23 protein-coding genes are annotated in these 23,230 nt (G+C 46.6%); 12 read left to right on the top strand and 11 right to left on the bottom strand.

Translation table 11 applies throughout. The features are described 5' to 3' along the window. The 3 genes from E2K52_RS08080 to ubiG all read right to left on the bottom strand — a co-directional run. The coding region (locus E2K52_RS08080) for an SDR family NAD(P)-dependent oxidoreductase (protein WP_151204649.1) at positions 1 to 413 on the bottom strand (413 nt) is incomplete at its 3' end. Positions 414 to 463: 50 nt separating this feature from the next. Further along, positions 464 to 1,153 (bottom strand): HAD family hydrolase, encoded by a 690-nt coding sequence (locus E2K52_RS08075; protein WP_151204648.1) that lies wholly within the window; start codon positions 1,151 to 1,153, stop codon positions 464 to 466. Then, positions 1,150 to 1,875, bottom strand: coding sequence for a bifunctional 2-polyprenyl-6-hydroxyphenol methylase/3-demethylubiquinol 3-O-methyltransferase UbiG (gene ubiG / locus E2K52_RS08070; RefSeq protein ID WP_151204647.1), 726 nt, complete (start codon positions 1,873 to 1,875; stop codon positions 1,150 to 1,152). Before ubiG ends, E2K52_RS08075 begins: the two co-directional genes overlap by 4 nt. A gap of 226 nt (positions 1,876 to 2,101) precedes the next feature. On the opposite strand from ubiG, the gene E2K52_RS08065 reads away from it, so the two are divergent. After that, positions 2,102 to 2,716, top strand: a complete 615-nt coding sequence (locus E2K52_RS08065) for a thiol:disulfide interchange protein DsbA/DsbL (RefSeq protein WP_151204646.1) — start codon at positions 2,102 to 2,104, stop codon at positions 2,714 to 2,716. A gap of 70 nt (positions 2,717 to 2,786) precedes the next feature. Here E2K52_RS08065 and E2K52_RS08060 read toward each other — a convergent pair whose 3' ends face one another. Then, the gene (locus tag E2K52_RS08060; protein WP_151204645.1) at positions 2,787 to 3,440 is read right to left on the bottom strand and encodes a TetR family transcriptional regulator; all 654 of its coding nucleotides are present in this window, start codon (positions 3,438 to 3,440) and stop codon (positions 2,787 to 2,789) included. Positions 3,441 to 3,644: 204 nt separating this feature from the next. Between E2K52_RS08060 and rph the strand changes: the two genes are divergently transcribed. The 3 genes from rph to E2K52_RS08050 all read left to right on the top strand — a co-directional run bounded on the left by rph (position 3,645) and on the right by E2K52_RS08050 (position 6,871). Continuing rightward, on the top strand, positions 3,645 to 4,361 hold the full coding sequence (gene rph, locus E2K52_RS08055; RefSeq protein WP_151204644.1) for a ribonuclease PH: 717 nt from the start codon (positions 3,645 to 3,647) through the stop codon (positions 4,359 to 4,361). Positions 4,362 to 4,499: 138 nt separating this feature from the next. Next, the gene (locus E2K52_RS15575; RefSeq protein ID WP_258170013.1) at positions 4,500 to 4,631 is read left to right on the top strand and encodes a hypothetical protein; all 132 of its coding nucleotides are present in this window, start codon (positions 4,500 to 4,502) and stop codon (positions 4,629 to 4,631) included. Between the two features lie 26 nt (positions 4,632 to 4,657). Next, the gene (locus E2K52_RS08050) at positions 4,658 to 6,871 is read left to right on the top strand and encodes a phosphocholine-specific phospholipase C (RefSeq protein ID WP_151204643.1); all 2,214 of its coding nucleotides are present in this window, start codon (positions 4,658 to 4,660) and stop codon (positions 6,869 to 6,871) included. A 98-nt stretch (positions 6,872 to 6,969) separates the two neighbouring features. On the opposite strand, the gene nadC is transcribed toward E2K52_RS08050, so the two are convergent. Further along, complete coding sequence (gene nadC, locus E2K52_RS08045) at positions 6,970 to 7,815, bottom strand: carboxylating nicotinate-nucleotide diphosphorylase (protein ID WP_151204642.1); 846 nt, start codon at positions 7,813 to 7,815, stop codon at positions 6,970 to 6,972. 181 nt (positions 7,816 to 7,996) lie between these two features. Here nadC and ampD point away from each other — a divergent pair, with 181 nt between their 5' ends. Further along, positions 7,997 to 8,593, top strand: coding sequence for a 1,6-anhydro-N-acetylmuramyl-L-alanine amidase AmpD (ampD, locus tag E2K52_RS08040; RefSeq protein WP_151204641.1), 597 nt, complete (start codon positions 7,997 to 7,999; stop codon positions 8,591 to 8,593). A gap of 52 nt (positions 8,594 to 8,645) precedes the next feature. Further along, positions 8,646 to 10,196 carry a murein biosynthesis integral membrane protein MurJ gene (murJ, locus tag E2K52_RS08035; RefSeq protein WP_171478829.1) on the top strand — a complete coding sequence of 517 codons (1,551 nt, stop codon included), beginning with the start codon at positions 8,646 to 8,648 and terminating at the stop codon, positions 10,194 to 10,196. Between the two features lie 81 nt (positions 10,197 to 10,277). Here murJ and E2K52_RS08030 read toward each other — a convergent pair whose 3' ends face one another. Beyond that, positions 10,278 to 10,436 (bottom strand): DUF1328 domain-containing protein, encoded by a 159-nt coding sequence (locus E2K52_RS08030; RefSeq protein WP_004647174.1) that lies wholly within the window; start codon positions 10,434 to 10,436, stop codon positions 10,278 to 10,280. A gap of 188 nt (positions 10,437 to 10,624) precedes the next feature. On the opposite strand from E2K52_RS08030, the gene E2K52_RS08025 reads away from it, so the two are divergent. After that, complete coding sequence (locus E2K52_RS08025) at positions 10,625 to 11,077, top strand: YcgN family cysteine cluster protein (protein WP_151204639.1); 453 nt, start codon at positions 10,625 to 10,627, stop codon at positions 11,075 to 11,077. A gap of 18 nt (positions 11,078 to 11,095) precedes the next feature. Here the strand turns inward: E2K52_RS08025 and E2K52_RS08020 are convergent, their stop codons facing one another. Next, positions 11,096 to 13,003, bottom strand: a complete 1,908-nt coding sequence (locus E2K52_RS08020; protein WP_151204638.1) for an EAL domain-containing protein — start codon at positions 13,001 to 13,003, stop codon at positions 11,096 to 11,098. 422 nt (positions 13,004 to 13,425) lie between these two features. On the opposite strand from E2K52_RS08020, the gene E2K52_RS08015 reads away from it, so the two are divergent. Further along, positions 13,426 to 14,697 carry a replication-associated recombination protein A gene (locus E2K52_RS08015; protein WP_151204637.1) on the top strand — a complete coding sequence of 424 codons (1,272 nt, stop codon included), beginning with the start codon at positions 13,426 to 13,428 and terminating at the stop codon, positions 14,695 to 14,697. Positions 14,698 to 14,970: 273 nt separating this feature from the next. Here the strand turns inward: E2K52_RS08015 and purC are convergent, their stop codons facing one another. Genes purC through dapA form a run of 3 tightly spaced genes read right to left on the bottom strand, consistent with a single transcriptional unit; the run spans position 14,971 to position 17,245 of the window. Further along, positions 14,971 to 15,690 carry a phosphoribosylaminoimidazolesuccinocarboxamide synthase gene (gene purC / locus E2K52_RS08010; protein WP_151204636.1) on the bottom strand — a complete coding sequence of 240 codons (720 nt, stop codon included), beginning with the start codon at positions 15,688 to 15,690 and terminating at the stop codon, positions 14,971 to 14,973. A 37-nt stretch (positions 15,691 to 15,727) separates the two neighbouring features. Continuing rightward, the gene (locus E2K52_RS08005; RefSeq protein WP_151204635.1) at positions 15,728 to 16,333 is read right to left on the bottom strand and encodes a lipoprotein-34 precursor (NlpB); all 606 of its coding nucleotides are present in this window, start codon (positions 16,331 to 16,333) and stop codon (positions 15,728 to 15,730) included. A 12-nt stretch (positions 16,334 to 16,345) separates the two neighbouring features. Continuing rightward, positions 16,346 to 17,245 (bottom strand): 4-hydroxy-tetrahydrodipicolinate synthase, encoded by a 900-nt coding sequence (gene dapA / locus E2K52_RS08000; RefSeq protein ID WP_151204634.1) that lies wholly within the window; start codon positions 17,243 to 17,245, stop codon positions 16,346 to 16,348. A 743-nt stretch (positions 17,246 to 17,988) separates the two neighbouring features. On the opposite strand from dapA, the gene mhpT reads away from it, so the two are divergent. The 3 genes from mhpT (at position 17,989) to E2K52_RS07985 (ending at position 21,087) form a co-directional block, all read left to right on the top strand. After that, the gene (gene mhpT, locus E2K52_RS07995) at positions 17,989 to 19,194 is read left to right on the top strand and encodes a 3-(3-hydroxy-phenyl)propionate transporter MhpT (protein WP_151204633.1); all 1,206 of its coding nucleotides are present in this window, start codon (positions 17,989 to 17,991) and stop codon (positions 19,192 to 19,194) included. 206 nt (positions 19,195 to 19,400) lie between these two features. Continuing rightward, positions 19,401 to 20,030, top strand: coding sequence for a bifunctional nicotinamidase/pyrazinamidase (gene pncA, locus E2K52_RS07990; RefSeq protein ID WP_151204632.1), 630 nt, complete (start codon positions 19,401 to 19,403; stop codon positions 20,028 to 20,030). A 100-nt stretch (positions 20,031 to 20,130) separates the two neighbouring features. Continuing rightward, positions 20,131 to 21,087 carry a bile acid:sodium symporter family protein gene (locus E2K52_RS07985; protein ID WP_151204631.1) on the top strand — a complete coding sequence of 319 codons (957 nt, stop codon included), beginning with the start codon at positions 20,131 to 20,133 and terminating at the stop codon, positions 21,085 to 21,087. Positions 21,088 to 21,198: 111 nt separating this feature from the next. Here the strand turns inward: E2K52_RS07985 and E2K52_RS07980 are convergent, their stop codons facing one another. Beyond that, entirely contained in the window at positions 21,199 to 22,452 is a 1,254-nt protein-coding gene (locus E2K52_RS07980; RefSeq protein WP_151204630.1) for a hypothetical protein, read from the bottom strand. Positions 22,453 to 22,534: 82 nt separating this feature from the next. Between E2K52_RS07980 and E2K52_RS07975 the strand changes: the two genes are divergently transcribed. Beyond that, positions 22,535 to 23,230 (top strand): ACT domain-containing protein (locus tag E2K52_RS07975; protein ID WP_319922800.1); only part of this gene is annotated, 696 nt, incomplete at its 3' end.

Raw genomic sequence — 23,230 nt, 5'->3', positions numbered from 1 at the left:
AGCGCCTGAGTCATGACAAAAGGCGCACGCAGATTCACGGCCATCACGTCATCCCAGACTTCTTGCGGATAGTGCGCCAGTTCTACCCGTTCACCTAGAATACCGGCATTATGCAGAATGCCGTCGAGACGTCCAAACTGGCGGTCCAAGGTATTGACCAGCACTTCATAATCCCGTTCGGAGGCACTGGATAACTGTAGGGGCAGGATGGCTGGCTGTGGTGCACCCAGGCTTTCAATCTCATCATAAATAACTTCAAGCTTGTTCAGGGTACGTCCGTGCAGTACCACCGTCGCGCCATGCAAGGCATAGCTGATTGCGGCTGCACGACCAATGCCATCGCCCGCACCTGTAATCAGGATAATACGATCTTTCAGCAGATCGGGGCGAGGTTGATATTCTGAATATTTCATGATCTACCTCCTTATTTGTTATTGTTCAGCGTTTTAGAGATGTTTAGCCCTCAGGACAGCACACTGTGCTGTTGTAATACCAGTTTCTGGATATGCTGATGTAATTCAGGCACATCCTTCACTATATAGTCCGCCTGCCAGGCTGTTAAGTCATCTTTGTATTGCAGTGGTAAATAGCCATAGGCCGCCAGAATAGTATACATTCGGGCATGACGGCCAGCATCAATATCACGAGGATGATCCCCGACATAGATACAGTCTTCAGGCACAATATTAATCTGCTGGGCTGCCAGATACATCGGCTCCGGATCCGGTTTGGTCCGGGTCACATCTTCCGGGCAGACCAGTACGGCACAGCGTTCGGTCAGATTGAGTGCCTTGAGCAGCGCTTCACTCAGCCAGCGCGGTTTATTGGTCACAATGCCCCACGGAATCTCATGTTCTTCCAGCTCTTCCAGCAGAGCATACATGCCTGCAAACAGATCGGTGTCGACGGCAATTTCTGCACCATAGCTGTTCAGAAAACGCTGGCGATGCTCCAGAAAGACTGGATCTTCCACTTGCAGCTCCGGATAAACCAGCTTGACCATGGCCCGAGCGCCTTCAGATACCTGCGCCCGGATCAGCTCGGCATCGACCAATGGACGGCCTGCCTCATGGCACATCTGTTGGATAATGCGGATAAAGTCGGCAGCCGTATCAATCAGGGTGCCATCCAGGTCAAATAAAACTGCTTTCATGGGGTCGCCTCAGCCGCTTCTTTCACTGTATATACCATGTAGTTCACATCAACATTTGGTGCGAGCCAGTAGCGCTTGGTCAGCGGATTGTAGTGCAGACCGGTCATGTCTTTGAGCTTTAAGCCCGCGTTACGAATGTCATGAGCCAGTTCAGACGGCTTGATAAATTTACTGTAATCATGGGTGCCCTTGGCCAGCATACGCAGGATATATTCTGCACCAATGATGGCAAACAGATAAGATTTCGGATTGCGGTTAATGGTCGAAAAGAAGACATGACCCCCAGGTTTGACCAGTTTGTGGCAGGCCTGGATAATCGAAGCCGGGTCCGGCACATGCTCCAGCATTTCCATACAGGTCACGATGTCGTACTGACCTGCCTGCTCATCGGCCAGCTGTTCCACCGGAATCTGGCGATATTCAATATTGCTGACACCTTCCTGCTCGGCATGAATGCGCGCTACATTTAGCGGGGCTTCACCCATATCAATTCCCAGCACTTCAGCACCACGGCGTGCCATGCTTTCGGACAGGATTCCGCCACCACAGCCCACATCCAGCACTTTCTTGCCACTTAGTCCGCCCGCATGTTCATCAATCCAGTTCAAGCGTAGGGGATTGATCATATGCAGCGGGCGGAACTCGGAATGCTGATCCCACCATATAGCTGCAAATGCTTCAAACTTGGCAATTTCTTGTGGATCAACATTCAATTGCGACATCGGTGTTACCTCAATCAGTTGTGATTATGTAAAAATTTAATTTGCCATAGGGCCAGATAAACTGATTTAAATTCTTGTAAATCAGTACACTTGTTTAGTGTAGCGTTTCTGGCAAAAAAAGCGATAAAAGCCGTAAAAAAGTTCACAGAATAAAAACGAACACGGCATAATTGCTTTATAGTGAACCCATAAACTAAAGATAATGATTTAGAGGACGATAATCCCAATGAAAAAATTTATTTTAGGTACTGTAGCCGCATCTGTTTTGGCATTTTCCGGCAGTGCCATGGCCAATTTTGTGGCAGGTCAGGACTATCAAGTTCTGGCAAATCCAGTCAAAGTTGAAAAACCGGGGAAAATTGAAGTACGTGAATTCTTCTGGTATGGCTGCGGTCACTGTTATACGCTTGAACCGCATCTGCAAGCCTGGTTGAAAAAACTACCTAAAGATGTGCGTTTTGTACGTACTCCGGCGGCTATGAATCCGCTTTGGGAGCAGGGCGCACGTGCTTATTATACCTCTGAGGCTTTAGGGGTTCGCCAGAAAGCGCATTTGCAGCTGTTTCATGATATTCACGCCAAGCAACAGCCAATTCTGGAACAGGCACAGCTGGCAAAATTCTATACCCGTTATGGTATTCCTGAAGCAAAATTTAACAGCACTTATAAATCATTCCCGATCTCATCAAAAATCGCTCAGGCTAAAAATCTGGCTGCTGCTTACCAGTTGAGTGGTGTGCCTGCCGTAACTGTGAATGGTAAATATGTGGTGCAAGGCGACAGTGAAAAAGTGGTTCAAGTGGTGAACTACCTGGTAGACAAGGAACGTAAGGCCAAATAAGCCGGTCCTGATTGAATTGAAAAACCTGCATCCAGATGCAGGTTTTTTTAGATCTTCCAAAATTTATATTTTATTGAAGGTCTGTTGTGCGCGTAGACGGACTGGATAAAACGCCACAGAACAATAACTGCAGCTGTGTCAGGCATTGGGCTTTAAAATGCGCGAATGCTGCCTGATCTGATGCTGGATGGATCTGGGTCTGAAGATGAATCCAGTCCATGGCCCAGTTAAGTGCCAAAGGCAGCAGAATCTGGGCCAGCGCCCTCAGTTCAACCGGAGACTGGAGCGGCTGCAGCGCTGGGATCTGTTGCAGGCCATGCAGCAAATCTTCTACCAGATAATGAATTTCGCGTTCGATTCCCTGACGTAAAAACATAGAGCCCCCCCAACGTTCTGCACTTAAAAATATCCAGGCTTGGGGATACGCATCGACCTTCTGAAAAAACAGTTCGACTTTGTCAGCTAGCTGGTTCAGGGAAAAATCAGTCGGTCCGAGCTGGTGCAGCACCCCTTTAATATGCAGTGCAGCCTGATCCAGCAATTCCAGTCCGAGCTGATCCATGTTTTTGAAATGTCGATAAAACGCAGCCGGAACCAGTCCCACAGCCTGCGTAATTTCACGCAAACTGATACTGCTAAAAGCACGGCCTTGACTGCTCAATACTAAGGTGGCGTCCAGCAGCGCCTGACGACTTTGCTGCTTGCGTTCTTCACGTAAAGACATAGAAAACTTCCTGGGCGGATCGTGCAGTGTAGCAAAAATAAAATTCAATCATAGGGTTATCCGCATCTGCCCAATCAGAGCCGATTCAGGCTGAAATACTGCTAATAATTTGATTTTGTAAATGATTACTTTGCTGTCCTGATCTTGGGAGAAGGCTTCTGTTATACTGGACCACCATTATTTTAGCCAACAGCAGGACTTATTATGCGTATCGACCAGCGAGCATTAGATCAATTACGTGAAGTAAAAATTACCCGTAACTATACACGTTATGCGGAAGGCTCCGTATTGGTTGAATTTGGTCATACCAAGGTGCTGTGTACGGCCAGTATTGATAATTCAGTACCTCGTTTCCTGAAAGGCAAGGGACAAGGCTGGGTCACTGCTGAATATGGCATGTTGCCGCGTTCGACCCATACCCGTAGTGACCGTGAAGCAGCGCGTGGCAAGCAAAGCGGCCGTACTCAGGAAATCCAGCGTTTAATCGGACGCAGCTTACGCTCTATGGTTGACCTGAAAAAGCTGGGTGAAAATACCATTACTCTGGACTGTGATGTGATTCAGGCGGATGGTGGTACACGTACAGCTGCAATTACCGGTGCTGCGGTTGCCTTGGTGGATGCCATGAATGTTTTGCTGGAAAATAAAAAAATCAAGCAAGATCCGCTCAAAGGTTTGGTGGCTGCCATTTCAGTGGGCATCTATAAAGATGAAGTCCTGCTCGACCTGTGCTATGAAGAAGATTCTAACTGCCAGACCGATTTAAACGTGGTAATGACTCAGGCTGGTGAGTTTATTGAGATTCAGGGAACTGCGGAAGATAAACCGTTTACCCGTGCACAATCCAATGCCATGCTGGAAATGGCCGAAAAAGGCATCCAGGAGTTGGTCAAGAAACAGCAGGAAGCACTGGGCTGGTAAGTTATTTATTTTATTCAATAAAAAGCACATCTTCGGGTGTGCTTTTTTTTATCTGTCACGGTTCTGTAAGCAAAGTATCATCTTGGGGTCACAATTATTGTTTATCTCTGGGGGCGCATAAAATATAAGGAATTTTCCATGCGTTTACTTTCTCTCACTTTTTTGCTGAGTTTGGGCTTCCTGCTCAGTGCCTGTAATAATGATGAAGACAGTCAGAGCAACTCTCCTCCATCACCGCAACCAAGCTGCAAAGTGCATTGCGCGCCTTAATTAAAATAAATCAGAGGAAAGTGAAAATGAACCGTCGTGACTTTATAACTCATTCAGCAAAAACATTATTAGGGGCAACTGCCTTATCCAGTTTTCCTTTAAGCATTCAAAAAGCGTTGGCGGTAGATGCCAAAGTTGAAACCGGAACCATTCAAGATGTGAAACATGTGATCATTTTGACCCAGGAAAACCGTTCATTTGACAATTACTTTGGTACCTTAAAAGGCGTCCGCGGATTTGGCGACCGTTTTACGATTCCACTGGCGGATGGCCGTAAAGTCTGGGAACAGTATGACAAGAAAAAAAATAAAGTATTGCCTTATCATCTGGATAGCAGCCTGGGAAATGCACAGCGGGTTTCAGGCACACCACACTCTTGGGTAGATGGTCAAGCGGCATGGGATACAGGCCGGATGGGCAACTGGGTAGAACATAAACAGACCCAGTCAATGGGCTACTATAAAAAGGTAGAGGTGGAATACCAGTTTGCTTTGGCGGATGCTTTTACTCTGTGTGATGCTTATCACTGTGCCATGCATGCGGGAACCAATCCAAACCGTAAGTTTATCTGGACAGGAACCAATGGGCCTACTGGGGCAGGGGTAGCCAGTGTAGTCAATGAATTTGATGGGATAGGTTCATCTGCACAGGGCTATGACTGGACAACCTATCCTGAACGCCTGCAAGAAGCCGGAGTGAGCTGGAAAGTCTATCAAAATATGCCGGACAACTTTACGGATAACCCGCTGGCCGGATTTAAACAATACCGTCGCGCCAATGAGCAGTCGGGCAAGCCCGTCAGCCACTCTGACCCTGTCTGTCCTGCCTATGATGAAGCCATTGATGCCAAGGAGCCGTTATATAAAGGCATTGCCAATACCATGCCCCATGATGGAGGGTTACTGGGACAATTGAAGCAGGATATTGTGGATGGAAAGCTACCCCAGGTAAGTTGGGTCGTGGCACCGGCTGCATATAGTGAACATCCGGGGCCTTCCAGCCCAGTACAAGGGGCATGGTATATTCAGGAATTGCTGAATGCTTTGACTGAAAATCCTGAGATCTGGAGTCAAACCGTACTGTTGGTCAATTTTGACGAAAATGATGGTTTTTTTGACCATATGCCTTCGCCTTCTGCGCCTTCACGTGAAATTAATGAGCACGGGGAAATTATTAAAGTCCATGGTAAAACTACCCTAGATGATGATCTGATTTCTTCTGAATACTTCAACCATCCACGCATTGAAGGTTCAACCCGTCAGCCGCTGCTGCAATATGTAGATGGTGAAAATAAAAACTTTTGGCATGGCGTCTATGGACCTGGGGTTCGTGTGCCCTTGTATGTCATATCTCCATGGAGTCGAGGAGGATGGGTAAATTCCCAAGTTTTTGACCATACTTCGATTATTCGTTTTCTTGAAGAGCGTTTTGGGGTAGAAGAACCCAATATCAGTCCTTACCGCCGTGCGGTGTGTGGAGATTTGACCTCTGCATTTAACTTTAAAACCCCGAATATGGATATTTTGCCGAAACTGGCTGGGCAAAAGACCAAGGCGGAAGCAGATGCGATTCGGGCGATACAGCAAAAATTGCCGCAAGTTCCGGTGCCATCTACACAAAACTTCCCTCAGCAGGAGCTGGGTATTCGCTATTCTCGGGCATTGCCTTATATTTTACACAGCAGTGCCAAAGTCCTGGCCAGTGAAAATAAAGTGAAACTGCTATTTTCCAACACCGGACAGCAAGCGGCAGTATTCCATGTCTATAACAAACTGGATTTAAACGCGATTCCACGACGTTATATGGTCGAAGCAGGCAAGCAACTGGATGATGACTGGGCGCTGGTCGATGGAGCATATGACTTGTGGGTCTTGGGGCCAAATGGTTTCCATCGGGCCTTCGTGGGGGATCTCAAGCAGCCTGCACAAAAAAATTCCCTGCCTGAAATTCGGATCTGTGTCGAGGAATGTGACCCGAAAATTTATCTTAAAGTACGACATGATGGTCAGCAGGCGGTAGATCTGCTGGTCAAAGCCAATGCTTATCTGGATGGACAAACCTGGAAAATCCCTACTACCGCGACTGAGAACGAATTGATTTTAGATATGTCGGCTGTATATGGCTGGTATGACTTTAGTGTCAGCATCGTGGGGGATGAGCAGTTCCAGCGTCGTTTTGCTGGCCGTCTGGAGATTGGCAAGGACAGCTATTCTGATCCATTTATGGGAAGTGCCATTTAAAACATTCAGTATCGTGCCATCTTATGGATGCGCTCATATCAACAATAGAAGTTTGAGAACAATAAAAGGGGCCTAGGCCCCTTTTGTTGCATTATGAATTAGGCATTAAAGCGCATGGATAAATCAATCGCTTTCACATCTTTGGTTAAAACGCCCATAGAAATATAATCCACGCCGGTACTGGCCACTTCACGTAAATTTTCAATAGTAATATTGCCTGAAGCTTCCAACTTACAACGACCTGCGACATGTTGCACCGCCTCAATCATCTGTTGCTGGCTAAAGTTATCCAGCATCACAATATCCGCTTTGGCTTCCAAAGCTTGATTGAGTTCATCCCAGGTTTCCACTTCGACTTCTACCAATTTACCTAGGGCAATCTTGTGGGCTTTGGCAATGGCCTGAACAATGCCGCCTGCCGCCATAATGTGGTTTTCTTTAATCAGAAAGGCATCAAACAAACCCAGTCGATGGTTCTGCCCGCCACCAATGGCAACAGCATATTTTTGGGCAATCCGTAAGCCGGGCAAGGTTTTACGAGTGTCCAGCAATTTGGTATTTAAACCCTCAAGCTCCTTGACATATAAAGCGGTTTTGGTCGCCACAGCAGAAAGCGTTTGGATGAAGTTAAGGGCAGGACGTTCCACGGTCAGCAGGCTGCGTGCCGAACCGGCCAACTTTAAAAAGACTTCATTGGCCTCTACCCGTTCACCGTCATTTTTCAGCCAGGTCACTTCGACCTTCGGGTCATAGGCATGAATCAGGGCATTCACCCACGGCTGGCCAGCCAGCACCATATCTTCACGGCTAATGATGGTGGCAGTGGCCTGTTCATCTTCAGGAGTGAGCAGGGCCGTAATGTCGCCGTCTCCGATATCTTCCGATAAGGCCTGTTGGATATTGATCTGAATCGACTGTTCTAGCAAAGCCTGAGATATGCTCATGAGTATTTCCGTATCTTTTTTAGCCGTGAAAAATTGCGCATTATCTTAACACTGTTACATAAAAATAAGCGATTTTTCCTCCCTGCCATGAGGATGAATTGAGATTTTCCTTTGAAAGTTTTAGCATTAGGCGGGCTGCAATCCGGGTATTGCAGGTTTTATTTTGCAACAGGACAGGATTATGCAACAGGCGGCTGAGTTTCACATCAAGGATGGGCAATTGCTGGGCGCACGTCAGCTGGCTTCTCCGAATTTTAACCAACGCCCCGAGCAGACCGAAATTCAGCTGGTGGTGATTCACAATATCAGCCTGCCGCCGTCGCAATTTGGCGGTACTTATATTGAACAGTTTTTCCAGAATCAACTGGATTGCTCTGTGCATCCGTATTTTCAAACCATTGAAGGGATGCAGGTTTCGGCCCATCTGCTGATTTTACGTTCCGGTGAAGTACTGCAATTTGTCAATTTTAAGGATCGGGCTTGGCATGCCGGGCGCTCGACTTATCTGGCCAAAAAAGAATGCAATGATTATTCAATCGGAATTGAGCTGGAAGGCAGCGATGACCTGCCGTTTGAAGCGGCACAGTATGCTGCTCTGGTGCAGGTTACGGCGTGTTTGCAAGCCCACTATCCTAAAATCCAGCAGCATATTGCCGGGCATTCAGATATAGCCCCAGGCCGTAAGACCGATCCGGGACCGTATTTTGACTGGGCTGGCTTCCGCAGTCAGCTCCAGTATTATAAAACAGCAATCAACGCTGCAGAGTCAGGTAATTAAGTCATAAACTTCTTTCCTGAGTTTGATTACAATAGCCACAAATTAAGATTAGGTGAATAGGATGGCGCTTTGGCGTTCGACCGTGATTGTCAGTGCAATGACCATGTTGTCACGGGTTCTGGGTTTGATCCGGGATGTGGTTTTACTGAATGTATTTGGTGCCGGTAAAGATTTTGATACCTTCGTGGTGGCCTTTCGTATTCCGAACTTTTTCAGGCGACTGTTTGCAGAGGGGGCTTTTTCCCAAGCCTTTATTCCGGTCCTGACCGAATACAAAACCGGTCGGGCCCATGCTGAAGTTCAGATTTTGATTAGCCGGGTCTTTGGCTGTCTGGCCACAGTAATGACCACCTTGACTATGCTGGCGATTATTGCTGCCCCTGCGGTAATGTATGTCTATGCACCGGGCTTCCATAGTGATCCGGAAAAGTTCGCACTGGCCACCGACATGTTCCGGCTGACTATTCCTTATCTGCTATTCATGTCTTTGACGGCATTTGCCAGTAGTATTTTAAATACCTATGGCTCTTTTACCACGCCAGCTTTTGCACCGGTTTTATTAAATGTGGCCATGATTGCCGGTGCCTTGTGGCTTACCCCGTATATGGCCGAGCCAATTATGGCACTGGGCTGGGCCGTGATTATTGCCGGTATTTTACAGCTGGCCCTGCAGATTCCAGAACTGTGGCGTAAAAAGCTGCTGATTCCGCCTAAAGTTGATTTTAAACATGAAGGTGTAGAGCGCATCATGAAACTGATGCTGCCGGCTTTGTTTGGAGTCTCTGTCACCCAGATTAACCTGCTGCTGAACACCATCTGGGCTTCCTTTATGCAGGATGGTTCAGTCTCCTGGCTGTACAGTGCCGAGCGTATGACCGAGCTGCCGCTGGGGCTAATTGGTGTGGCGATAGGTACGGTGATTTTGCCTTCTTTATCGGCACGGCATAGCGAGCAGAATCCGGAAAAATTCAAAGCAATGATGGACTGGGCTGCCAAAGTGATTGTTATGGCGGGTCTACCGGCCAGTATTGCGCTGTTCATGCTGTCGACCCCGATTATTCAGGCCCTGTTTGAACGCGGTCAGTTCACTTTTGAAGATACCCAGATGACCGCACTAGCCCTGCAATGTATGAGTGGTGGGGTCATTGCCTTTATGCTGATCAAGGTCTTTGCACCTGGTTTTTATGCCCAGCAGGATACCCGTACCCCGGTCCGGATTGGCCTGATGGCTGTGGCAGCCAATGCGATTTTAAACGTGGTGTTTATTGGCCTGTTCAAGCTGATTAACTGGGAAGCTGAACATATGGCGCTGGCACTGGCCTCGACTGGTTCGGCTATGGTAAATGCGGGCCTGCTCTATTTCTACCTGCACAAACGCAATATTTTCCGCTTTGGCGCTCACTGGAAAAAGATCTTCCTGCAATTTCTGTTCGCCAATGCAGTGATGATTGCGGCCTTGGGCTATGCATTGACTTGGTATGATGCGGATGTTTCCGCCTGGATGCGGGTGGTGGAAGTACTTATCCTCTGTTTGGTGGGGATGCTGGCCTATGCAGTAGCACTATTAGTAGTGGGCTTTAGACCTCGTCATCTTAAACCCTAAGTCCATTTAATCTATAAAAAAAACAAGAGCCAAATGGCTCTTGTTTTTTTGAAGTTACTTTTTCTTGGCACTGTTCAGTCGCTAGACCTTGCCGCGAGAAAGAAAACCAACAATGGCAAGAATAACAGCAATTACCAGTAAGATAATCGCGAAATCCTTAGATAAGCCGGCTACTCCACCAAAACCGAGTAAACTGGCAATTAAGGCGATCACAGCAAAAATAATAGCCCAGCGAAACATAATATTCTCCATGTGTTTTTATTCTCAAAATCAGTATAGAAATAATCAATTTTTGGCACTGTTAGTGTTTTGTTGATGAACTGTCTATGATTTAACAATAGTTTACGTGCTGATAATAAGAGACGCCCGCTGCATTTCGTCTGTTGAGACTTGGTATAATAAGCTGACTTTTACCATACTTATTGCTTATGTCTGATGTTCTGCGTCCGCATTTCTGGAAACATTATACCCTGACTGAACTGACCTCAGCCGAGTGGGAAGCGCTCTGTGACGGCTGCGGACTCTGCTGCCTGATCAAGCTGGAAGATGAGGAAACGGCAGAAGTCGCCTATACCAAGGTTGCTTGCAAGCTACTGGACTGTCAGACGGCACGTTGTGCGGATTATTCCAACCGTCTGGACTATGTGCCAGATTGTATTCAGCTCACGCCTGAAAAATTGCAAGAGATTCACTGGCTGCCGTCCAGCTGTGCCTATCGCCGTGTGAATGAAGGCAAGAGTTTGCCGTCCTGGCACTATCTGAACACGGGTTCACGGCAAACTATCCTGCAGGCCAGAAAATCTGCCGCGGGTCGCTGTCTGAGTGAGACTGATATACACGAAGATGAAATTGAAGAATATATAGTCCGCTGGGTACGCTAGACTGCAAGGTTCAGCTTTTTAACCAGTGGAACGTAGCAGCTGCTGGGCTGACTCGCCGGACATGGGACGATAAAAATAAAAACCCTGTCCGATCTGGCAATCACAACCCATCAGGGTATCTAGCTGTTCGGTATTTTCAATGCCTTCCACGAGAATATCCAGCGAGATGCTCGAACCAATCTGGGTAATGGCTTTGACAATGGCCAAGGCAGACGGATCTGTGTTCATGCGTTCTACAAAGTTACGGTCAATCTTGATGCAATCGACCGGATATTCCTGCAAGCGGGTGAGCGATGAATGTCCGGTGCCAAAATCGTCCAGTGAAATATGAATTCCGGCCTGCTTGAGCAGATTTAAGGCACGGACCACATAATGGGCGCCACTTTCTGACAGGCTCTGTTCGGTAATTTCCAGTTCGACCTTATCGGTTGGAATATCAAATCTGGCCAGACGCGCCAGCAGTTTTTCGGCATAGTTGTCGCGCAGAAACTCAACTGGTGCTGCATTGATTGAAATTGGCAAGAGTTCCAGACCTTGAGCCTGCCAGCGGCTCATATCTGCAAAGACTTTAAGCTGCATGGTTTCACTAATCCGCGAAGCCAGCTCATAGTCCTGAAATGCACCGAAAATATCCGAGGGCAGCTGGATCTGCTGGTGCCGGTCCTGCCAGCGTAACAAGGCTTCAAAGCCAATGACTGCACCATCTGACAGCCGAACTTTGGGCTGATAATAAGGCACAATCTGATCGGCATGAATAATCTTGCGGGCCAGCGTCAGCTGTCGGGTAATTTGATTTAGAGAGGTCGACATCTCCTGATTAAACATGCGGATCCCGCCACGACCACTGTTTTTTAAATCATTCAGGGCAATGTCGGCAGACTTTAATAGATTAGAACTACTTAAGGCATCTCGCGGATAAATGGTGCAACCGATACTCATCGCACTGCGCATGCTGTGTCCCAGATAACCCACCGGCTGCTTAAGCTGCTGATAGGCCAGCTGCGCCGTCGCAATCAGCTGTTCCTCACTTTTCAGATCTTCGACCAACACTGCAAATTCATCACCGCCGAGACGGGCAACCAGCGTATTGGCAGCAAAACAGTTCTGGAAACGTTGACCCAGAACATGCAACAAATGATCTCCCGCCAGATGCCCCAGTGTGTCATTAATATGCCGGAAATAATCCAGGTCAATCAGCAATAAACCGAGTTTCTTGTTTTGGTGTTTGGCTTGGGACAAGACCTGTTTGAAAGTGCGATAGAAGGTATTACGATTATATAGGCCAGTTAATTCATCGCGTTTACTCACGCTATTCAATTGCAGTTCTGCCAACGTTTGCTGGTCGATCTTGTCCGGGGTACACCGGTCATTTTGCGGGAGCGGATCAATCCTCAGGATTTGATGGTCAGAATGATGGATCTGGCCGGTTTTTCCTGCTGGGCCATCCGGCATGTTGTGCTGGCGAGGTACGCTCTGAGCGAGCTGTTGCTGAAGTTCAATATAGTCCTGTAGATCGGTCAGGGAAATGGACCATTGCAGCAGATGTTCGGGCTGAGGACAGTATTTTATCTTCAGCCTACACATGTGGTAATTGCCTTCAGGCTGCTGGATACGGCATTGGATGTCAATATTCTGCTGCTGGCTGAGCGCTATATGCCACTGATCGAGAACAGCTTGCAAATCATCGTTATGGATAAAATGATGCCAGTCGAGGTGGTGGCTGTCATTCAGGTTAATACCCAGATACTCGATCATGGCTGTATTAAAATACTGCCGCTGGTCTTTGCTCATCACCCAAAGGGGATGAGGCAGATCATCAATGAATTGCTGTATGGCAACGGTATTGGACGAATGCAATAGCCCAACAGAAGTAACCCGGGATTCCGTAGCTTCTGCAGGTATTGATCTAGATTTGCCAGGCTTCATGCATTCACCGCCATAACCTCTAAAGTGTGCTGCGAGGTTGCTCCGATTATTTTAATTAGAATAAAACAATATGGAAGTTACAATGTAATTAATTCATAATTTACTAGCTTTAATTTGCTTGCTCTTCCATAGGTGCGTGGATGGGAAATTAAAAAATATATTACTTCTCTTGGGCTTTGAACAAGATGCTGCTTCATTTGCGCTTATAGCACTGATACTGGCTCAGATTGCGTTATGAAACTGGGCAGTCTGGCTATTTCCTGTATTTCACGCCTTATTTGCCCAGTTTTAGCAGAGCGCGCAATCTTTTGATGGAAGATCAACAGACCCTGACGAATCTTTTATAGTTTTAACGTTGAATGTTGGATTCAAAACTGCGAATGTTAGAATGAAATCAGTTCTTATGTTGAGCCTATTATCCGATGTCAGACCACCATATTCCGCTTCCCGAACGCCTACGGCCACGTGACCTTACTGAAATTATCGGACAGGAACATCTGCTGGGGGAAAATGCACCTTTACGCCAAATGATTGATCAGGGGCATTTGCCTTCCATTATTTTCTGGGGACCGCCAGGAGTCGGAAAAACCACGATTGCCCTGCTGCTGGCGCAGGCAGTTGATCGGCCATTTATTAGCTTGTCTGCACTGAATACCGGAGTCAAAGAACTACGGGAGCTGATTGCCGAAACAGGAGACCTGCTTACACCGGTGGTATTTATTGACGAGATTCACCGTTTCAATAAATCCCAGCAGGACGCGCTGTTAAATGCGGTTGAAAAAGGCAAGATTACCCTGATTGGTGCGACCACCGAGAATCCCTCATTTGAGGTCAACAGTGCTTTGCTGTCACGCTGTCAGGTTTATACCTTAAATGCACTTAGTCCTGAAGCGATTCAGACCCTGCTGGGCCAGGCCATCGAAAAAGACAGTTTCCTGAAAGAACGTTATCTGCAGATTGAAGAATTTGATGCCCTGATCCAGTTTGCCGCAGGCGATGCACGCAAGGCACTGAATCTGCTTGATTTAGTGGCCAGTACTTTTGAAGCTGAGCAGGAAAATATCATCACCAATGCAGTGGTGGTCAAAGTCGCACAGCAGAATATTGCTCGTTATGACAAGTCCGGTGAGCAGCATTATGATCTGGTCTCGGCTTTTATTAAATCGATCCGTGGTAGTGATCCGGATGCTGCATTGTACTGGATGGCACGCATGCTCAAAGGCGGGGAAGACCCGGTCTTTATTGCACGCCGTATGCTGATTGCAGCTTCAGAAGATATTGGCAATTCTAACCCAAATGCCTTGTTGCTGGCTGGTGAATGTTTCCGCTCGGTACAGGCTGTTGGCATGCCGGAAGGCCGGATTATTTTGGGGCAATGTGCGGTATATCTGGCGACCAGCGCCAAAAGTAACAGTACCTATCTGGCGATTAACAAAGCTATGGAACTGGCAGAAAAAACCGCAAATCTTGCAGTGCCTTTACATTTACGCAATGCACCGACCAAACTGATGAAAACCCAGGGCTATGGGGTGGATTATCTCTATCCGCATCATTATCCGGAACATTTTGTTTTGCAAGACTATCTGCCGCCTGAGCTAAAAGGCACCAAATTGTATGAATCGGCACGTAATAAGCGTGAAGTGGAAGCGGAACGTTTGCAACAGCGCCGCTGGCAGCAGGAACAGCAGCAATAGTTAAAAAAAGCCCAGTTCGAGGTGAACTGGGCTGAAAACAGGATGTTTTTTCGGGGAGATAACCTCCTCGAGGGGAGGGGGGAAATCTGGTCGGCTAAAAAGCGATTGAACGCTCTGAGAATTCTAGTTTAGCTTGCTATAAAAAAATCTAATAGAGACGTTACATACAGTAAAAACAATCATTTTTATCAACAGGATTATTTTTTACAATCATTCTATCCAAAAAAACCGGACTGATCGTCCGGTTTTTTAAAGCTTAGCTTCAGCTAGGGCTTAGATATCTTCAAGATTGATACCCAAACGTGCCGCAACTTCTTCATAAGCTTCTACAACACCGCCAAGACCTTGACGGAAACGGTCTTTATCCAGTTTTTTCTTGGTGTCTTTGTCCCACAGACGGCAACCGTCTGGAGAGAACTCATCACCCAACACAATACGGTCATGGAAAACACCAAATTCAAGCTTGAAATCCACCAGAATCATATTGCCAGCATCGAACAATGCTTTGAGCACATCATTCACCTGATAAGTCAATTCTTTCATTTTTTCCAATTGTTCAGCATTGGCCCAACCCAAAGCAATCGCTTGCGATTCATTGACCATTGGATCGCCCAGCGCATCATCTTTAAAGAACAATTCAAATGTTGGTGGAGTCAGCTCTTTACCTTCTTCTACACCCAGACGGCGGCATAAAGAACCCGCGGCATAGTTACGGATGACGCATTCTACCGGAATCATGTCCAGTTTTTTGACCAGAACTTCATTCGGTGTTAACAGTTTTTCGAAATGGGTTTCAATACCCGCTTCGGCCAGTTTTTCCATGATGAAGGCGTTAAAACGGTTGTTCACCTTACCTTTACGATCTAGTTGTTCGATTTTTTCGCCATTGAATGCGGACGCATCGTCACGAAAAACTAAAATCAAGTGGTCTGAGCTGTCCGTGGTATAGACAGATTTCGCTTTACCAGTATAGAGCAAGGTTTGTTTTAACATGAGGGAACCTTCTACAAAAAAAAATGCCTAGAACTGTCTAGGCTGGCCAATTTTGGTAAATCTGATTGAGCAGTTCTGCGGCTTTTTCACGGTCTGCAAAACTGTTATCGGTATTGAACACAGCGAGGTTATGACTCGAACCGACAGGAGATAGTCTTAATACATAGGTCTGCTGGTCGACTTTGATCGTCACTTCATGACGATTTGGGTTCTGGCCAACGATGGAATAGTTAAGGCTGCTGAGGGTAGCAAGTGTGTATTGCCAGATTGTAGCAGAATTTCCATCGATTTTAAGTAGTGGATTTTGATTTCCATCCACAACCAGCTGTGGTTTTCCGATCGGAGCCGTCTCAGTTACATCAGTTTGGGTTGAATCCATACTCTGAGCAGGTGGACGTGGTAGGGCAAAACGGTTCGCACGCTGGTTTTCCAGCTTGGGCGCATGCTCGATCGCCAGCGGATCTACAATAGGAGCAGGGTACAATGGCGTTGCAGGACGTACCATGGCACCTTCAGGATATTGTAAGGGTTCGAGAGTAGTCGTTTCTTTATAATCTAAAGTGCCATTATTAAAGGCCAGTGAACTACAACCTGCCAGACCCAATACTGAAAGTGCGAAGGTAAGTCCTAAACGTAAATGCATAATTGTGCTCTTTTATTGAATGACGCCCGCTACAACCAGTGCTTCATGAAGCGGAGCGCGATATTGTTCTGCAAGAGGGGTTAATGGCAGGCGAATACCTGTACCGATTAAGCCCATATCGTGAAGTGCCCATTTCACAGGAATCGGGTTCGATTCGCAAAATAAAATATTGTGTAAATTTGCAATCTGCGAATTCAGCTCTTCAGCACGTGCCATATCGCCTTGAAGTGCAGCCGCGCAGACTTCACTCATGGCTTTGGGTGCCACATTGGCAGTCACCGAAATATTACCTTTAGCCCCATGACCCATCAGCTGATAAGCCGTTGCATCATCGCCTGAATAGACGGTCATGTTCTTGCCAGTCAGGCCCTCAAGCAGGGCTGCACCACGCGCAACATCACCGGTTGCGTCCTTGATGCCCACAATTTGCGGAATATCTGCCAGACGAATCACTGTTTCATTGGCCATGTCTACGCCTGTACGGCCCGGCACATTATAAAGAATCTGTGGAAGATCAACTGCCTCAGCAATCGCCTTATAGTGCTGGTATAAGCCTTCCTGGGTCGGTTTATTATAATAAGGTGTCACCAACAGGGCAGCATCAGCCCCCAGTTCTTTGGCTTCACGGGTTAATTGAATGGCTTCATGGGTCGAGTTTGCCCCCGTACCCGCAATCACAGGAATACGTTTTTTTGCCACACGGATGATTTCTTTGATCACCTGCGTATGTTCACTCATGCTGAGCGTAGAGGCTTCACCGGTAGTACCTACGGCGACAATTCCATTTGTACCCTCTGCAATATGCCACTCAACCAGCTTCTCGAGGCTCTTCCAATCTACGCTGCCATCTTCAAACATTGGGGTGACGATTGCGACAATGGAACCCTGAGTGGTCTGTGCTTGCTGAGTCATTTTGAAAAACTATCCTATTTGTCCATCCGAAGAGAATGAGAAAACATAAATTTGGATGGGTTTGTATTCTGATTGAGAACAAATTCAATTAATCTGGGCTGAATTGAATATTGCTTATGCAAATTATGACTGATCAAACGCATAAGAACAATATGCTTTAGTCAAAGCCACTGATTCTTTATACAAAGCCTATGTAAAACAATCAAGAGCTGAGAAGAGGTGTTTGACTGCCCATTCAAGCTAGATAGAAGGTAAATAAAACTTGCTATAAAGCTTTTTCTGACCGATTTATTTTATAACCCTGCGACTAAAATACTGCTATAAAAATATTCAACCTTCTGATTTTTTAAGTTTTTTTTAATAGAAAATTGTACTTGGATATGAACTAATATTTATATTCGATGAATTGAGATGTGAAAAATATAGAAATAGAGCGGAAAATGAGCCTGTTAAATAAAAATAACGTCTGATTAAGCTGTTTAAAGTATTAAATTTAAATCATTTATTTTTCTAACTGGTTAAATCTTAGGGCTGATTTATAAGTCTTATAGATAAGAAACTGAATTTTATATAACTTTAATTAATCGTTTTTAAGACTTTATTGCAAGCAATGCGAAAGTCATCAAAATTTCTCCTGTTCGGAAATCCAACCAAAGCGTTCAACTTTTTGATAGTTAATTCTAATTGGCCACTCATAGATGATGGGCTCTCTTTTTGAACGCTGATTAAACAAGGATATTCCAATGGAAAAATCAGACAATAAGCATGCCATCGTCACGGTCGCGATCTGTTTTCTGATTGCCGTGATTGAAGGCTTAGATATTCAGGCAGCAGGGATTGCTGCAGCGGGTATACGTGAGCATTTTGGTCTTGATAGTTCACAATTGGGGGTGTTTTTCAGTGCAGGGATTCTAGGCTTATTGCCGGGTGCACTGGTCGGCGGTCGGTTTGCAGATCGTATTGGCCGTAAGAAAGTCCTGATCTGGTCGACAGCAATATTTGCTCTCTTTACCTTATGTACCGTATGGGTCAACAGTTTTCATAGCTTGCTGGCCGTACGTTTTCTGGCAGGCGCTGGTCTGGGTGGAGCCATGCCGATTCTGATTACTCTGGCATCTGAAGCTGTATCGCCACAAAATCGTGGTCGGGCGGTGGGATTGATGTACTGCGGTATGCCGGTTGGCGCTGCCATTTTATCTTTAGTGGCTGCAACTGAATTTGGGGCGAACTGGAAAAACGTATTCTACCTGGGTGGTTTATTACCGATTATTGCAATTCCACTCATGATGGGGTTTCTGCCGGAGTCGAAGGAATATTTAAAAGCGCAGCACAAAACGGCTACAGAGCTGGCGACAGCATCACAAGGCTCCTTCAAGGACCTGTTTAACTCGGATAACCTGTTTCGTACTGTATGTATCTGGGTGAGTTACTTCTTTACCCTGATGGTGGTGTATATCATGCTGAGCTGGTTGCCATCACTGTTTATGGAACTGGGCTTTACTCGTAAGAATGGTTCAACAGCCCAGTTCTATTTCATGGTAACTGCGACCATTGGTACCATCATTCTAGGTATGTTGACGGATCGCTGGAAGAAAGCCTATGTGATTGTATTGATGTATGGTGGCATTTTGGCAGGTTTGCTGGCATTGAATGGTGCCAGCTCACTGAACCAGATGTATATAGCAGCAGCCTTGGCCGGTGCCTTCGTTATTGGTTGTCAGGGTGTACTGTATGCTTTCGGGAGTATTGTGTATCCAACTGAAGTACGTGGTACAGGGGTAGGAGTGGCTTCTGCTGTAGGCCGTGTTGGCGCAATGCTTGGGCCTGCGATTGCAGGTCAGCTTCTGGTAGCAGGTTTTGGTGCCGCAGGGGTTATCTCGGCAGCGATTCCATGTATTCTGATCTCGGCGGTATGTATGCTGATTCTGGTCAACCGCACTAAAGTTTGATCAGCCCCCTATTGAAAAGCCTGCACATGCAGGCTTTTTTATGCTCATTTTGACTGGATAAAACCAAGGGATTGATTACATATTTAAATCATTGCCAGCAGCAGTTTTTTCAGCATCGGCCGTTATTTTATTTTAGTAAAGAGAGTAAAAAAAATCTTTCGTTTTGGGCTATGCTTGGGTGCAAATTCAGTTTTTAAGGAATAAAAATAATGCACAATGCAGCTTTAATCGTGGTGGATGTACAGCGAGGATTTACACCGGGAGGCAATCTGGCGGTTGCACATGCAGATCAGATTATTCCAAATATCAATCGATTGGGACAGTATTTTGACAATATTGTCCTGACCCAAGACTGGCACCCGGCAGATCATGTTTCTTTTGCGAGCAATCATTTTGGCAAAGCGGTTTATCAGACCATTCAGCTGGACTATGGTCCTCAGGTACTCTGGCCAAGTCATTGTGTGCAGGGTACTCCAGATGCGGAGCTGCATCCAGATTTACATCTGCCTCAAGCCCAACTGATTATCCGCAAAGGATTTCATCCCCAGATCGACAGCTATTCTGCCTTTTTAGAAGCGGATCAAAAAACCACTACAGGTCTGGCGGGTTATTTGCGCGAACGTCATATTGATACGGTTTTTATCGTCGGGATTGCGACAGATTTTTGTGTGGCCTGGACCGCGATGGATGCCCGCAAGCTGGGGTTTAATGCCTATGTGATTGCTGATGCAACCAAGGGTATTGATCTGAACGGTTCCTTGCAACATGCCTGGCAGGACATGCTGGCACAGGGCGTTAAACGGATTTATCTAAAAGATATACTGGATGCTGCCTGATTTTGGCTGTATAGAAGTAGCCTGGGAATCTGTATAGACTGCCTGTAATGTCGAGGTATCAAGCGATACCTTTTCTCTTTGTTATTGATGGGATTAGCCCATGTCAGCACTGCTCCAATTTAGCCAGTTTGTCCAAAAAACCTTTGCTTTGTGGGTCATCCTGTTTTCAGCGATTGCCTTGATGCTGCCTGATCTCTTTGTCTGGTTACGTGCCTATATTCCGTGGATGTTGGGGCTGATCATGTTTGGTATGGGCATGACCATGACCTTGGGCGATTTTAAAAGCGTCTTGCAGAGTCCGAAGGCTGTGGCGATTGGCGTTGTGGCCCAGTTTCTGGTAATGCCCGGGCTGGCTTTTTTGCTCTGTCAGTTGTTCCGGCTTCCTGCTGAAATTGCAGTCGGTGTGATTCTGGTCGGCTGCTGTCCGGGAGGAACGGCCTCGAATGTCATTACCTATATGGCCCGAGGCAACACGGCCCTGTCGGTGGCTTGTACCTCAGTTTCAACCTTATTGGCACCAATTCTGACACCGATCATGTTTTATCTGCTGGCAAGTCAATGGATTGAGATCAATGCCTGGTCGATGCTGATCTCAATTTTGCAGGTGGTGTTATTTCCAATTTTCTTGGGCTTGATGGTTCGGGCAGTGTTAAAGACCAGGGTCGAAGCCTATATTCAGGTTATGCCACTGGTTTCAGTACTGGCGATTGTGGCGATTGTGGCTGCAATTATTGCGGGTAGTAAAACCCAGATTTTGGAATCCGGCTTGATGATTTTAGGAATTGTGGCCTTACATAACGGACTGGGCTATTTACTGGGTTATTGGGCCAGCCGCCTGTTTAAGCTGGCAGAAATAGACTGTCGCGCCGTTGCCGTTGAAGTGGGTATGCAAAATTCCGGGCTGGGCGTGGCTTTGGCTGCTACTCATTTTGCAGCGTCTCCGGTCACTGCTGTACCGAGTGCTATTTTCAGTTTATGGCACAATATTTCTGGACCGGCTCTGGCGACTTACTGGGCGTCAAGACAGGCTGAAACAACCCCCCATAAGCTGGACTAGATGAACGTCATCCTTTCAAGAAGCCTGAGTTTCTGATAAGTATTTATTCCCATTAAAAAAGCCGTATATACAACGCTATACGGCTTTTCTTAGGAAGTATTTCAGTCGCTATTATGATGCTTTGGACTGCTTGGATTTTAGAATTTCAGTCCTGAACGTTTGGGCCAGCTCGGCTGTTTCAGCATCCATGCCATTGACTACAAAAGCATGACGGGTCAGTACATTGGTTGGATTAGGCATGCTGACCAGTTCAAAATGATCTGAGATATTTTTCAGTAAGCTATTTGGAACATGCAGGGCGCTTTCTTTGGCCATCAGTTGCTGGACCAGACGTTCTGCTGCCTGTACCGAATTCAACTGCATTTCCTCCACAGTTGATGAAATGGCACTACGGGTTTGCAGGACAAAACGCTTTTCTTCACGGTAACGTTTATACAAGACCTCCGAAAGCAGCTGAAATACAGCACTGATCATGGTCAGGCAACCCAAGGCATCCGGTTTGTCTGCTGCAATACTGATGGTTGCGCCTTTTTCATTAAATTTCTGTACGGTAGAAATATCCTGACTGTTCAGCTTGTAATGTTGTACACAGAGCTCAGTGGCCTTGTTCAGGAAAATCTGGCACAGATTGAAATAAGGCACAGACACAGTTTTATTGACGCTATCCAGTAACTGTTTTGGATCATAGAACTGGATGTTCAAAGACAGACTGTCATGATCCAGCACCACCGCCGGTTGCTCTTTTTCTTTGGGTTTGTGTTTAAGAGCCTGCTGAGCCTGGGCAATCGCCAAAGCGGCATTGTGCTTTTCCTGCTCCAGTGCCTGGGTCAGGCTCTGGATTTCAAACTTGAGGCGTGATTCATTGTTGATGCGCGCCAGATATTCGGTCCGGCTTGGACGCGCTACTGCACGATAAGCTACCCAGAGCAGGCCATGAATGACAAAAGAGAACAGGATCGCCAGCCATTGGGTACGGAGGATTTCCCCAATACTTGGCTCAATCAGGGTGATTTCAATGACCCCTACTTTTTTCTCGTTTTGCAGGGCATCACGAACAAAAACTTCACCCTCACGAGTTTTAGTCAGTCCGCCAGTGGCCAGAACCTGACCATTCGCATCTAGGATACGGATAGAGGTTACACTGGGGTTGGTGGCATAGCGATTGGCCAGAAGCGCCAAGGAAACACGGTTGGCGGGTTCAAGCTCTGCCAGGCTGTCAGTGACCAGCTGACTGGTCATCAGCTGCCCTTGACTGGCCCGGTTGTCATTCAGTTGGTGAGTGGTTGCCAATACCAGTAAAAAGGTATGTAAAGCAAAACTTACAATCAGTAGGCTAGCAAATAGCCCTTGTCTAGGCGCATTCAACTTAAACTTCCAAGGCAATTCTGTTCAATTTCGATTATGATTCTAACAATTGTTGTCGCTCAGATCAGACCCGAGTCAATTCATGCAAGAAATCATTCTTATATCATTTTTAGGACCCGACCAGCCTAATCAATTTACACGATTAATGCAGGTTTTGTCCGCCCATTCCTTACAAATTTTAGATGTAGGACAAGCGGTCATTCATAATCAACTGACCTTAGGAATTGTGGTCTCGTCTAATGACCAGACTGCAACAGCATTAGCCATGAAGGAAATCCTGATTCTAGCACATGATATCGGGTTAACAGTGCGCTTTAAACCGATCTCTACTGCTGAATATGGGCAATGGGTGAAAGAAGGTGGACGCACACGTTATATCGTAACGGCATTGGCTCCGGAATTAAATGCCTCTCATCTTCAGGCTGTGACCCATATTGTATCCAGTCAGGGCTTTAATATTGAAACGGTCACACGTCTTTCCGGCCGTCCCGCGCTGGATGGCTCCAGTAAAGGTCCAAAACGTGCCTGTATCCAGTTCGGTTTAAGTGGGCAGATGCTGGATGCTGCGGCCATGCGTGCAGCCTGCCTGAGCCTGTCGAATGAACTGAATGTGGATGTTGCGGTACAGGAAGATAATGCTTATCGCCGTAACCGCCGTCTGGTCTGCTTTGATATGGACTCGACCCTGATTGAACAGGAAGTCATTGATGAACTGGCGATTGAAGCCGGTGTTGGCACCCAGGTTGCAGAAATTACCGAACGTGCCATGCAGGGCGAG

The organism is Acinetobacter sp. RF14B, from assembly GCF_006864105.1.
Lineage (GTDB): Bacteria > Pseudomonadota > Gammaproteobacteria > Pseudomonadales > Moraxellaceae > Acinetobacter > Acinetobacter lwoffii_C.
This window is presented reverse-complemented; position numbering and strand designations above follow the sequence as displayed.